Raw genomic sequence first — 12,030 nt, 5'->3', positions numbered from 1 at the left:
AACCTCAAAAAAGCCATGGCGGCTTAGCGAGAACAGAGCCTCTCCCCAGAATGACGGGAGGGGCTTTCCCGTCATTCAGGTCATCCTGAGCAAATTGAACTCCCAAGAAATCCGCCTTCTTCGAAAGGGGCGAACCCTCATGTTCGGCATTTCTCTGTTTGATCTCGCCTGGCTCGTGGTGGCGCTTCTTGCGGCCGGTGCGATCACCGGCCTGCTCGCCGGGGTGTTCGGCGTCGGCGGCGGCGCAGTGATGGTGCCGATCCTCTACGAGCTGTTCCGGATCCTGAGCGTGCCGGACGAGGTGCGCATGCCGCTGTGCGTCGGCACGTCGCTGGCCATCATCGTGCCCACCTCGCTCCGCTCCTTCACCGCGCACCGCGCCAAGGGCGCGGTCGACATGTCGATCCTGAAGGTCTGGGCCGTGCCGGTCGTGGTCGGGGTGATCATGGGCAGCTATGTCGCCCGCTTCGCGCCCGCGGACCTGTTCAAGGCGGTGTTCGTGCTGGTGGCTGGCGTCTCGGCGGTGCGGCTGCTCTTCGGCAAGGACACCTGGCGCTTCGGCCTCGACATGCCGGGCAAGCCCATCATGGTGATCTATGGCGGGCTCATCGGCGTGCTCTCGGCCCTCATGGGCATCGGCGGCGGCCAGCTGTCGAACCTGTTCATGACCTTCTACAGCCGCCCGATCCATCAGGCGGTGGCCACCTCCTCGGGGCTGGGCATCCTGATTTCGATCCCCGGCGCCATCGGCTACATCTATGCCGGATGGCCGCACATGGCGGATTTCCCGGACGTGATCGCCTTCCAGCCGCCACTGGCACTGGGCTACATCTCGGTTCTCGCCTTCCTGCTTTTCATTCCCACCAGCACCTGGATGGCGCCCATCGGCGCGCATCTCGCGCACCGGCTCTCGAAGCGCCGGCTCGAGGTCGCCTTCGGCCTCTTCCTGCTGCTCGTCTGCGCCCGCTTCGCCGCCAGCCTGCTCGCTTAAGGAACCTCGGCGAGCGCTCATGTTGAAACCTGCTTCGCTTTAGGTCCAGAACTTGGCCAATGGTATCATGGCGGGCCTCAAAACATATCGAACGCGTCACCTGATCGGCGGAGGGGGGATGATCCTTCTTTCCGGCGAGCGCGACTCCGAATAGTATTTGTTCCCTTCGAACAGGACCATGGCGTAAAGCTCACGGGTGTCGGCCGGGGCCTTTTCCTTGTAGCTGAATGTCGCGCCGGGCTTGAGATCGACCGAGACCCACTTGGCATGGTGGTTGGCATAGGCCAGGCGGATGCGCACGCTGCCGGCGATGTTGGATGGATCGACGTGTCCGTTGATTTCCACCAGACTGTGCCAGTCCCACGAACCTGCAAAATCGGTGGTGCTGCGCTTGCGGGGACGAACACGATATTCGACGCCGCCCCACCTGACCGAGGAGTCCTGGTCGACGCGCCATGCATTGATCCGGAAGGTGTTGTCGCCATGGCAGCTTGACGCGATGATCTTGTCGTCCACTTCGAGCCGGCAGCGGAAGATCGCGGTTTCTCCCGCGGCGATCCTGCGGCGCCTGGGGCTGACGGTGAGCGTCATCCCGTAGGGTAGGCCCTCGGGCTCCAGATAGGCGACCTCGGGCCAGCGTGCGCTGTTGTTGAGGCTGAACTCGAAGTCCACCGGATCGAACGGGCTCGACCCTTTCGGTCCGATATCATCGACATTCTTTTGCGCCTTGTTGTTGGCGGTGAATTCTTCCTGGGATGCGAGCGCCGCGCCAGTGTGGTCGCGCGGAACCTGCAAATCGGCGACCTCCACCAGAACGCAGCTGTGCCCGGAGAAACCTGCCGGAACCATCCACTTGCCCAGCACCGGATCGGGATTGGGATTGGTGCCGGTCGGATCGACACGCGGGAGCGTTTCGGTCCATTTGATGACGAAGTTGCCACGGTCGCCCGCGCCGGGCGGTTCGCAGATCGAGAAATTGACCTTCACCTTCTCGGCGTGCACGTTGCCGCGATTGCGAAGCCGCGCCCCGATCCAGTGCCACTCCTCACCTGAATCCGGTACCCTGATCTTCTCGCCCTGATTGACGGGCTGTCCCTCGGGGAACCTGCGCGCATCCTTCCTGTCGGTGCTGGAGGTTTTTCCGTCCGGGCCGTTGTCTCCCGTCCAGTCGACCCAGACATCCGGGCTTTTGTAATAGGGATCCGCCGATGGGAAGAAGAGATCGATGAAGTCGTGGCTTGTGGTCCGCTCGATCTTGAGATGGAAGACCTCCACGCCGGCGACCGTCTTCCGGGCGATGACCGAAACGACCACCCCTTTCGTCGGAAGCTCTTCGCTGAGCGCGAGATTGAAGCTGTCTCCGGCTTTCAGCAGCTGGTTGCTCTTGTGCAGCAAATGCACCGGCGCCCGGTATTTGCCCTCGAAGGCGTAGCGGTTGTCCTCCCAGAATACGATGCAGTTCGTCACCAGGACGGCCGGATCCTGGGGGAGAGAGGTGCTGAACTGGATACCTTTCTGCCGCGCTTCGATGAAGTTGAAGAGATCGGCGCCGAAACTCGGTTCGAGCCAGACCAGCTGCGCGACCGGCAGGTTGGGGTTGCCGAACACGGTCTGTGCCGCACTCACGAGGGTATTGTTATCGGGCCAGTGCTCCACTGGAGCGAGCAGAACCTCATGGGTCTGCGTTTGTCCTTCCGGCGGGCGGGGGACACGGTGGATACGCGTTCCCTCGTCGCGGATCCAGCCGGCCTGCCATTTGTGATAGGCGCAGTGATGCGAGCCCGCCGTGTGATTATCCATCATGGCCCATTTGTCCATGTAGATCAGATCATCGCGATAGGTGGCCTCCCGCTTGTAAAGGTCGTTGAACCCGATGGCATGGCCGAACTCGTGGCAGAACATGAAATAATCCGGCTTCACCGCCATGGGGGCCAGCGCCCAGTTCGATTGGAGCTGGATCTCCTTCGGTCGCGGGAGGTAACGCGCACCCCTCGGGGCCTCCGTAGGGCGAAACTCGCTTTTCCAGCTCGTCGGTCCCGCCGTCCACCACTCTGCCGGCTGCACGAAGTCGGGATCCTTTGGATCGCTTTGGGCCGGATGAACGATGCCGAAGAGAATGGCCCCATAGTCTTTGAAGAACTCGGTGATTTTTTGCGGATCGGTGGTGCCCAGCCGGTCGACCATGGCCGTGAACACATGGTCGACAAGCCCATCGAAACCTTCGGCGCCATCCTTCGGTGTCAAGCTTCGGCCTGGCGTGACCTCGGTGTTCGCGACCTCGTTCGAGGTATCGAAGAGCGCATCCATCCCGGAGACATTGCTGAGCTTTATCGCTGCGCCCGGACCGCCGTCCTCCTGCGCGATGAAAAGGCTCGAGGTGAGTTTGCCTGCGGCGGCGTCGATGACGATGCTGGGATCGGTGTGGAGGCGGCGCTCGAGGTAAGTGAGCCCTGCTTCTTCCTGCGCAAGCACGGTCACGTAATCGAGATATCCCTTCAGAGTTGAGCCATCTGTGGCGGGTATCACCATCCGCCCCTTATAGGCGCTGTTGAGGCCCAGCGGATCTTTCGCGCCGCTGTAGGTGACGGAGAGCACCTCAAGCTTCGGGCCGCTTGATACAGCGTTGAAAAACCTTGTGACCAGAAAACCCGGCCCCTTTGAATCCTGAACGACGAACCGGATGTCCGGCTTCGCGAACGGGTTCGGGATGCCGGCCGTATTGGCAGCGGCAGCGATGACGCCATCCAGATAGGTCGACAGCGTGGCGCTGGCGCCGGCGATCTGGCCGGCGTCGTTGATCGTGATAGTGGTCGGCGTGAACTTGAGGTTCAGGGTGGCAGAAGTGCCGTTGGGAAGCTTCAGGGAAATCGCCGCGGTTTCCGCTCCCAGGAATTTCACCTCGGCCGGATATGTGGCGTGCAGGCCCGAGGCGAGCAGCGCACTGAGCCTCACGTTGATCGTGCTCGAGGGTCTGCCGCCGGTGAGCGGTTGAATGGTCATGGTCATGCGCTCGCGGCCGTCGAAGACCAAAGTCGCCGGAAAGGTCAGCCCCGATTTGATCAGATCGACATGGGCGCCGACATAGAGTGGAAAGAAGTAATCGGCGATCGGCTTCGGGAGAGGCACCGGTCCACCCTTGCCATGGTGAACCCCGTGGATGTCGAACTGAATGGTGAGCTGGTTGAAGCTGTTCTCGGTGTAGAAATCCTGCACATGCTTGAAGCAGGCTCGGTTCATGTACTGCGCGAGTTTGCCGAGATCAGGATCGTTGAAATTCTGTCCCGGGTCGAGCACCGGGATGATCAGCGCCTTTCTGTTCCCAACAGCCGGAGCGCGGCCGCCCTTCAGCACGGGCAGCGGCGTGCCGGTCCAGGTCATCGTGTCGGCGAAAATGTCCGGATTGAGCGCAGGTTCGGTCTCGAGCGCCTCGTGGTCCAGTTCCGTGAAAACGGTGTGCTTCCAAGCGCTCTCGCTCCGCGTGTAGGCCAGCATCATTGGCTGCGATCGATGCGAAAGAATGACTGCGCCATCGCGGAAATGCGCCTGGTGCAGCAATCGAAGGTCATCGCCCGCGAGCACCGCCACATGGCGGGCTTCCCGGTCGGATGCAACGAGAAACGGCCCGACGTTCTTGATGTCGTAGGGCTCGAAGAACAGGTGTGTCTGGCACGGATCCCACCGCCTCGACCCGGGAGGATGCCGTGTCACGCCGTTCCCTCTGCCGATGATCCGGCCGCCATCCGGGGTCGGCAGGCCCGATGTACCCAGATCACAGGGCTCCGCCGGAGGGGCTGGCTGGTTCTGCACGGTGTTGACCGACGTGCCACTCTCCTGTTCTCCTTCCTCTTTGCGGCAGTCGCAGCGGGACTCCGATGCGGGGTGCTCGGAGGTTTTGGACGGCTCGGAAGAGCGATCATCGGGGCACGGGTCGCCTTGGCGGAGACTTAAGGTGCGCACCATCGTGCCATCGGCGATCGTCAAGAAAGACCCGGTCGGGTCTGCCGTCAATCGCGACGCGTGCGAGGACAGCGAGCGTTCCGACAGGATGGCCCCGCGGAGAGGATCGATCTCGAACAGCTTACCGTCGACGCGTCCGGGGCGTCCGGCGACGGCAAACACGGTTTGCCCGACGGCCATGACGCTGCGGACCACGCCATCGACATCGACCACTTTCCGAACGCCGTCGGACGCTGCGATGAAGACCATTCCGCCTGCCGCCACGAGCGTGCCCTGTACGGAATCCGCCAGCGCCGTGACGAGGGCCGGACATTCTATCTCAGGCCCAGGTTCATAGCCTCCCTTGCCTGGACGGTAGCTGCAGACCAGGTTCTTTCGCGCGACCACCACCTCGCCCCGTCCCGTCAGAAGCGCGAGGTCATCACCGGCCAGCTTCGGGAGACCCTTGAGAGCATCGGAAGACGGTGCATCGACAATCGCATCCATGATCGGACCTCCATCGCTGCTCGCAGGAACGTGGGGCCTGTCAGGACCGGGCTCCGAAGCGTGCTCACGGCCCGTCTCGGTCCGAGTTCCTGCCGAAGCCATCATCCCCGCGGCGGGTGAGCGCCCCGGAACCAGGCCGTCGAGCCGGCAAAGATCGGATTCGGCGAGCAACGTCCCAGCATGGGCGGCAACTCGTTGTGTAGAGCCTGCACACGACCTCAATCAGGCGCGCGAACTCGAAAGGACGTAGGAGCAGAGACATGCTCCTTTTCGCGTCTCGGATCCAAACGACGCGACGAAATCTTCGATGGACTCAACTATGCAAACGGTGGCCAGAACTCACATGGCAACGCATTGGGGCGACAGAAATCAGGTCGGGCGAATGGCCGCTGTCGAAGAATATCCAGCATGTCTCAAGACGGATCGACTTCGATCTTCGAGCATCATGACGAAAAGAGCATCATGCTACAATGCCTCATGCGGGGTATTGTGGATGACACGACTGAGATCCCGTCGATCCTAGAGGCTGTTATGGACTTGGCTTGAAGTCATAGCCGTTGAGGCAGATGACCTGTGCTCGGAAACCTTACCCGTCCGATGTCTCTGGTGAGGAACCGGCATTGCGGGCGTCGGGCAATTGCAACAGCCTCAACCCTTCTTCGGCCTGGTGCTGGCGGGCCTGCTGCTTCATGAGTCGGTCGCTTGGACGATGATCGCGGCAAAGGATCTTGTTGTCCTTTGCGTCGCCGGTACGAAGCGCTCTCGCCCGAGAGGTCGAAAATGACAACAGAGGGTGACCTTTCGCGTCGTCGGGGCCGCCTTGAGGCTGGAGCACGGTCTGGACTTGGCACGAAGCGGACCAAGTTCTTTGGCCCGCCTCGGAGCGTAAGAGCTGACGTTTGCTGAGCGGCCGGAATGTGAAAGTTTGACCCATTCCAGACGGTCCAGAGCATCGTTCGATGCGAACCGAAGGGCCGCATGTGCGAAAAACCGGATCCACTTTTCGCTGACGCGGACCTCCGGTTCCGCACGATACGCTACAGCATCGGCCCCAAAAGTGGATTTGCACTTTTGGGGCCGATGCTTTCTCCTCAAATGAGAGCATCTTTGCTAGGCTGTGTATCAATCCGCATGTCCAAGACTTCTGGCGATCGCCTTGCCCGTGCTGCCATCGAAAATCGCATCCGGCAGTGAAAGCGACCGCTCCCACTGCTCGCGCCAAGCGTGAAAATGGGTACACACCTAAAGTCCGCATGCGTTCAGCCTACGACCGAAGCGCGCCGACAGGCTCTCATCTGGAAGCTGTTTGAGCTCGATGCGCTCAGAGCCTGCCTGATCAGGACGAACGTGGTGGAACTCCGCCTGCTGACTGGACTGACAGGGCGCCCGCTTCGATTCCAGCTGCCAAGCTCCTCTCGAGATCCGAGCTTCCGAGCCAGGAATGAAGGAAGCCAGCATTGAAAGCATCACCCGCTCCTGTCGTGTCGACCACATTGACGGGAAGCGCTTCGGCGGAAACACAGGTCGGCCCGCAGGAGGCCATAGCACCGCGTTCACCACGCTTCAGCGCGACCAGAGGAAATCTCTTTTGCAGGCTGCGCAGGATGGCCTCCGCAGAGTTTTCGCCGGTCAGTGCTTTTCCTTCCTCGATATTCGGGAGGAAGATATCGACTCCTGTGCAGATCCCGAAGAAGTCCGCATCTTGGCGGATCAGGTGATCGTCCCAACTCGGATCGAGCGAGACCGTCAGGCCCAGGTTTCGCGCCATGGCGATCACATCCGGATTGTCCTTGAGGGTGGCAAATTCCGCTATGTGCAAATGGGCGATATCATGAGCCGAGAGAGCCTGCTCCAAGGTAGACGGTCGGGAGCCACCGGCGCGTCGGGACACGAAGGCTCTTTCTCCATTCTTGATGAGGGCGACGGTTGGCTGGGGGCCAGCATCACCTGACCGTTCGACAAAGGACAGGTCGATACCGCTGGCCTCGAGCTCCGGATCGAGGCTCCGCGACAGAGGGTCGGTTCCCACGCGGGTCAGGAGCGCTGCCGGACGGCCAAGAGAGGCAAGATGGGCCGCCGTGATATAGGCGCCACCGCCAGCCGCAATCGTCACGTCCTGCGCAAAGCGCTCCAGGCCGAGCACCGGCATCTCATTCAGTCCCGTGAAGATGATGTCGCAATAAGTCCGCCCAAGGCACACAACCTTGCTGCGCTCGGAGGGCATTCCGCTCATTGGGCTGCCAGTGCCTTCTCTGTTGCCGTGTCGAAATAATAGAGCCTATCCGCCGCGGCATGGAGGGTTAGATGCTCGCCGATCTGCGGGATCTGTCTGCCCGGTACCGAGCCGATGATCGTCTGACCCGCGGTCTCGATATGAACGAGCGTTTCAGAGCCCAAGGTCTCCACGACGGCAACCGTGCCCGATACAGTCAGACCCTGCGAGCCGGTGGCTGTTGGAACGAGATCCTGCGGACGAGCGCCGACCAGGATGTCGGAAGTGGTTGCGGATGAAAATGGAATCCGAACCGAGCCGCCGACCAACAGATCTGCCCCGCCGTCGCGCAGAGAGGCCGGCAGCAGGTTCATGGTCGGGCTGCCGATGAAGCGTGCGGTGAAGACATCGACCGGCTTTTCGTAAAGCTCCAGAGGCGTGCCGATCTGAAGAATTCGACCATCGCGCATCACCACGATCCTGTCGGCCATGGTCATGGCCTCGACCTGATCATGTGTCACGAAAACCGACGTGGTGCCGAGCCGGTGATGGAGCCGCTTGATCTCGATGCGCATCTGAGTGCGCAATTGGGCATCGAGATTGGAAAGGGGCTCGTCGAACAGGAACGCGGCGGGATCGCGGACCATCGCCCGTCCGATGGCGACGCGCTGGCGCTGGCCGCCCGAAAGAGCTGAGGGACGGCGCTCCAGAAGCTGCGACAGGCCGAGCGTCGCGGCGACTTCCTCGACGCGCTGACGCTTCTCGCTTTTCGACAGTTTGGAACGATAGAGGCCGAAGGCGATGTTTTCGGCTACGGTCATGTGCGGATAGATGGCGTAGTTCTGGAACACCATGGCGATGTTCCGGTCCTTAGGCTGAAGGTCGTTGACGACTCGCCCGTCGATCCGGATCTCGCCGCCGCTGATTTCCTCAAGCCCTGCGATCATCCTCAGCGTCGTCGACTTGCCGCACCCTGACGGGCCGACCAGCACGACGAACTCGCCATCCTGGATCGACAGGTCGATCCCATGGACCACTGTCGTCTGTCCATAGCGCTTGACAAGGCGATCGAGTTCAATGGTCGCCATTAGCGGACTCCGAGAAGTGCGGTGAAACGGGATTGGAGATCCTGAGCGGAGGCTTGGGCGCGCTGCGCTGCCTCCTGCATACGGATGCGGATACGTGAGATTTCCTGATTGTATCCGGCAATCGCCTGGGACAATGCCCTTGGAGCCGGCCCGCCGAACCGGTCTCGGACGGCCACGAAGTTTTCCGGTGAGACGATCTCGGCGAATTGGGTCTTGTCGATTGAGGTCCGCCGCTTCGTGCAGTGTTCGAAGGCCTCCTGATAGGCCTCATAACCGTCGGCTGCGATATCTCCTCCGATCGCGACAACGGAGCGGGAGACTTCCGCTGCGATCTCGTGCGCCTCGCGGAACGACAATCCCTCGTGGCGCACCAGGCTGTCGGCGAGTTCAGTCACCGTGATGCAGCTGCGGCGGATGTTCTGGCGGACCCTGTCGGGACTGATGCGCAGAGCCGGAACAAGGGCCGTGAGCAGGTCGAGGACGCGCCCGCCGCTCTCGAAGGCGCCATAGCCGAAGCCTTGGCTCTCGCCTTCGCTGTCGTTCATGTCCGTGAAGGGCGTGTTGTGCATGATCGTGAGCATGGCCTGCGCCCGCCCGACGGTCTGCGACGCCAGATGCCGCATATGCTCGATGGGGACGGGATTGCGCTTCTGCGGCATGATCGAACTGATCTGCACGAAGGCGTTGGGAACGTAGATCTGTCCAACCTCGAAGCTCGTCCAGAACTGCAGGTCCTGGATGAACCGGCCGAGATGCAGAAAGACTAGTTGGATCGCGGAATAGGTCGAGGTGATGTAGTCGATGGATGCGATGCATCCATAGGAATTCTGCAGGGGGCGGCCGAAGCCGAGGAGGCGGGCCATCAGGTCCCGGTCGATGGGAAAGCCGCTCGTGGTGATGGCGGCGGCTCCCATGGGGCTGCGGTCGACGATGTCACGGGCTGCTTCCAAACGAGCAATGTCGCGCAGCAGGGTTTCCAGAACGGCGGAGAGGTAATGACCGAAGACGGTCGGTTGCGCCGGCTGCCCGTGAGTATAGGCAACGATAAGCGTGCTGCTCTCCCGCTCTGCCACCGACGCCAGGGTCTCGGCCAGCCGGACAAGACGTTCCAGCAGGGAATCGATCCGATCTTTAAGACCGAGCTTGAACAGGGTGTGATCGATGTCGTTGCGGGAGCGCGCCGTGTGAAGGCGGCCCGCGAGATCCGGTCCCAAGCGGGCGCGGAGCTCCTTCTCGATCAGGAAGAAGAAGTCCTCCACCTCGCCGGTATAGGTCAAGGCATCGACATCGATCTCACGGTCGATCGCCTCGAGAGCCTGGGCGATGGGCCGAGCCTGTTCGATCGTCAGAATCCCGGTCTCATGGAGCATGACGAGGTGAGCCCGGTCGATGAGGCGGAAGCCCTCGACGTGGTGATCCTTCGCCCCGTCGAAGAGCGGACGAAGGACGGTCTCCTTGTAGACCGGATCCGGGAAGACGGATGTGTCTTTATAAGTGCCTGCAGTCATCGGCTTTAGCCTTTAAGTCCGGCCAGCATTACGCCTCGGACGATGTAGCGTTGAAGGAACAGGAAGATGATGAGGGTCGGCAGGGTCGCGATGCTCGCGCCTGTCATGATCTTCTCCCACTGGATGGACTGCTCGACCGCGAAGCTGGAGAGCCCGACGGGCAACGTGTAGAGATCGGCGCTCGTCGTCACGATGAGCGGCCAGAAGAAAGCCGTCCAGTTGCCGAGGAAGGTGAAGATCGCAAGCGCCGACAGGGCAGGGGTCACCAGCGGCATGGCGATCTTCCACCAGATGGTGAACTCATTGAGCCCGTCGATTCTTGCTGCCTCCAGGAAGTCGTCCGGCACGCCTTCGAAGAACTGCTTCATCAGGAAGGTGCCGAAAGCCGTCATCATGCCTGGAAACATGATGCCCCAGTAGCTGTCCAGCCAGCCGAACTGGCTTGCCATGAGATACCAGGGTAGAACCAGCATCTCGGTGGGGATCATCAGCGTGGACAGGATCGCGATGAAGATGATGTACCGACCCCGGAAGCGGAACTTCGCCAGCGTGTAGCCGACCAGACTGTCAAAGAAGACATTCGAGAGGGTGACGATGACCGCCACGATCATCGAGTTGATGAACCAGCGCGTGAAGCGTCCGTCTCCCAGGATTTCACTGTAGTTGTCGAGCGTCGGCGCTGCCGGAATCACGCGCAGGTCGTAGACCTGCGAGGCATCCTTGAGGGATGTCGACAGCATGAAAAGGAGTGGCGTCACCATGATGACGCCGCCGATGAACAGGAGCGTCCAGGCGATGATTCTTCCCGGCTTCACACGCGACATGGGAAGTCCTTGAGAGGATGCGGCGACGTTCATCAGCGGTCCCTCATGATGCGCAGTTGAATAAGGGAGATCACCAACAGGATCAGGAACAGAACAACGGTCTGGGCAGCCGCATATCCCATTTCGTAGGAGCTGAACGCCGTCTGGTAGATCATCAGCACAAGCGGCTTGGTCGAATTCAAGGGGCCGCCTGGATCGTTCGTGTTGATGTTGTAGACCTGATCGAAGATGCGAAGGAAGCCGATCGACGAGAACACGACCAGGAAAACCAGGGTCGGCTTGAGCAGTGGAAGTGTGATCTTTCTCAGAATCGCCCATTCCGACAAGCCGTCGATACGTGCGGCCTCGTAATAGGTGACGGGGATCGCCCGCAGTCCTGCGAGGAAGATGATGATCTGAAAGCCCAGGCCTGCCCAGATTGCAGGTGCCAGCACGGCCGGCAGCGCCTGCGAGGTCGAGCGAAGGAAGGGCTGCTGGGGAATGCCGAGGCTCGAAAGGATGTCGTTGATCACGCCGATGGGAACGGGCTGGTAGAACCAGCGCCAGACCCACGCCATCGCCGCTGCCGTCGTCAGAAACGGCAGGAAGTACAGCGCACGGATGAACGAGTGCATGAACCGCACCCGGTCGAGATAATAGGCCACGACGAACGAGATCAGCAGGCTGATCGGCGTGCCCAGGATCAGGTACATGAAGGTGTTGCGGAACACCTGCCAGAAGAGGGGATCCGCAGACAGCCTCTTGTAGTTCTCAAGTCCGACGAACGATGCAGGCTTCGTGATGGTCCAGTCGGTGACCGAAAGATAGAACGCCTGAAAGGTTGGCCAGAAGCGGATCACCACATAGAAGATCAGCGGAACCGCGAGGAAGCCCCACGCCCATATCACCTGTTTCTGGCCGAGGCTCATCCTTGACCAGAGGCCGCCTGAGGCGGCCTCTCGCTGTGCGATTACGGACATTGGGT

The 12,030-nt window shown here is 61.1% G+C and carries 7 protein-coding genes and 1 pseudogene; 2 read left to right on the top strand and 6 right to left on the bottom strand.

What is annotated here, in order from left to right; genetic code table 11:
- Nucleotides 1-139 precede the first annotated feature (139 nt).
- Nucleotides 140-991, top strand: coding sequence for a sulfite exporter TauE/SafE family protein (locus AA309_RS27645; RefSeq protein WP_047192240.1), 852 nt, complete (start codon nucleotides 140-142; stop codon nucleotides 989-991).
- Nucleotides 992-1,087: 96 nt separating this feature from the next.
- On the opposite strand, the gene AA309_RS27640 is transcribed toward AA309_RS27645, so the two are convergent.
- A complete protein-coding gene (locus AA309_RS27640) occupies nucleotides 1,088-5,434 on the bottom strand; it encodes a metallopeptidase domain-containing protein (protein WP_047192239.1) in 4,347 nt (1,448 codons plus the stop codon).
- A 616-nt stretch (nucleotides 5,435-6,050) separates the two neighbouring features.
- On the opposite strand from AA309_RS27640, the pseudogene AA309_RS37905 reads away from it, so the two are divergent.
- Nucleotides 6,051-6,218, top strand: a pseudogene (locus AA309_RS37905) (EamA/RhaT family transporter); the annotation flags it as partial.
- 552 nt (nucleotides 6,219-6,770) lie between these two features.
- Here AA309_RS37905 and AA309_RS27630 read toward each other — a convergent pair.
- The 5 genes from AA309_RS27630 to AA309_RS27610 are packed head-to-tail and all read right to left on the bottom strand — an operon-like array spanning nucleotide 6,771 to nucleotide 12,025.
- Nucleotides 6,771-7,667, bottom strand: coding sequence for a carbohydrate kinase family protein (locus tag AA309_RS27630; protein ID WP_047192237.1), 897 nt, complete (start codon nucleotides 7,665-7,667; stop codon nucleotides 6,771-6,773).
- Nucleotides 7,664-8,734, bottom strand: a complete 1,071-nt coding sequence (locus AA309_RS27625; protein ID WP_047192236.1) for an ABC transporter ATP-binding protein — start codon at nucleotides 8,732-8,734, stop codon at nucleotides 7,664-7,666. Before AA309_RS27625 ends, AA309_RS27630 begins: the two co-directional genes overlap by 4 nt.
- Complete coding sequence (gene argH / locus AA309_RS27620) at nucleotides 8,734-10,242, bottom strand: argininosuccinate lyase (RefSeq protein WP_047192235.1); 1,509 nt, start codon at nucleotides 10,240-10,242, stop codon at nucleotides 8,734-8,736. Before argH ends, AA309_RS27625 begins: the two co-directional genes overlap by 1 nt.
- A gap of 5 nt (nucleotides 10,243-10,247) precedes the next feature.
- A complete protein-coding gene (locus AA309_RS27615) occupies nucleotides 10,248-11,099 on the bottom strand; it encodes a carbohydrate ABC transporter permease (RefSeq protein WP_047192234.1) in 852 nt (283 codons plus the stop codon).
- A complete protein-coding gene (locus AA309_RS27610) occupies nucleotides 11,099-12,025 on the bottom strand; it encodes a carbohydrate ABC transporter permease (protein WP_047192233.1) in 927 nt (308 codons plus the stop codon). Before AA309_RS27610 ends, AA309_RS27615 begins: the two co-directional genes overlap by 1 nt.
- Between the last annotated feature and the right edge of the window lie 5 nt (nucleotides 12,026-12,030).

It is taken from the genome of Microvirga vignae, assembly GCF_001017175.1.
Taxonomy (GTDB): Bacteria; Pseudomonadota; Alphaproteobacteria; order Rhizobiales; family Beijerinckiaceae; genus Microvirga; species Microvirga vignae.
Note: the sequence above shows the minus strand (reverse complement) of the source record. Positions and strands in the feature narration are given on the sequence as shown.

What these genes read in the sequence shown, in the direction of transcription:
- AA309_RS27645 (WP_047192240.1), top strand. Translation starts at nt 140, where the DNA reads ATGTTCGGCATTTCTCTGTTTGATCTCGCCTGGCTCGTGGTGGCGCTT.
- argH (WP_047192235.1), bottom strand. Translation starts at nt 10,242, where the DNA reads ATGACTGCAGGCACTTATAAAGACACATCCGTCTTCCCGGATCCGGTC.
- AA309_RS27625 (WP_047192236.1), bottom strand. Translation starts at nt 8,734, where the DNA reads ATGGCGACCATTGAACTCGATCGCCTTGTCAAGCGCTATGGACAGACG.
- AA309_RS27640 (WP_047192239.1), bottom strand. Translation starts at nt 5,434, where the DNA reads ATGGATGCGATTGTCGATGCACCGTCTTCCGATGCTCTCAAGGGTCTC.
- AA309_RS27615 (WP_047192234.1), bottom strand. Translation starts at nt 11,099, where the DNA reads ATGAACGTCGCCGCATCCTCTCAAGGACTTCCCATGTCGCGTGTGAAG.
- AA309_RS27630 (WP_047192237.1), bottom strand. Translation starts at nt 7,667, where the DNA reads ATGAGCGGAATGCCCTCCGAGCGCAGCAAGGTTGTGTGCCTTGGGCGG.
- AA309_RS27610 (WP_047192233.1), bottom strand. Translation starts at nt 12,025, where the DNA reads ATGTCCGTAATCGCACAGCGAGAGGCCGCCTCAGGCGGCCTCTGGTCA.